The sequence below is a fragment of the Neoluteolibacter marinus genome (genome assembly GCF_014904755.1).
Classification (GTDB): domain Bacteria; phylum Verrucomicrobiota; class Verrucomicrobiia; order Verrucomicrobiales; family Akkermansiaceae; genus Haloferula; species Haloferula marina.
The window spans coordinates 1-567 of sequence record NZ_JACZFQ010000305.1 but is presented as its reverse complement, the minus strand read 5'-3'; the positions used below and the strand labels follow the sequence as shown (position 1 = coordinate 567).

Annotated in this window: 1 protein-coding gene; it reads right to left on the bottom strand. The window is 67.5% G+C overall.

The window, feature by feature from the left end; translation table 11 throughout:
• On the bottom strand, positions 1-560 hold a 560-nt coding region (locus IG178_RS24995), incomplete at its 3' end, for an MFS transporter (protein ID WP_343226045.1).
• Positions 561-567 lie beyond the last annotated feature (7 nt).

Below are 567 nucleotides of genomic sequence, written 5' to 3'. Positions count from 1 at the left end.
GCCGAGCCGATCAGCAGCAGCTTCTTGCGCCCGATCTTGTCCACCAGGGCGATGGCCACGAGAGTCACCACCACGTTGGTCACCGAGGTGATCGTGGAGATCGTGAAGGCGTCCGACTCCTGGAAGCCCACGGACTGCCAGAGCTGGTTGGAGTAGTAGAAGATCACGTTGATGCCGACCAGCTGCTGCAGCACGGCCAGGCCCAGGCCCACCCACACGACGGGCTTCAGGCCGGCCACGGCGCCGCGCAGGTCGGAGAAGCGCGGCTTGCGCTCCGAGTCGAGGGTCTTGTCGATGATTCCCAGGCGGTGCACCGCGGGGCCCTCGCCCTGCAGGTGCGTCATGATGCGCAGGGCTTCGTCGCGGCGGCCCTGGCCCACGAGCCAGCGCGGAGACTCGGGGATCATGAACGCCCCGATCAGGTACAGCGCGGCAGGCAGGGCGCAGACCAGGAACATGAGGCGCCAGGCATCCATGCCGCCCAGGACATGACCGTCGGCGGAGCCGGCGATCCCCACGATGATGCGGTTGACGATCTGGGAGGCGAAGATGCCGGTCACGATGCCC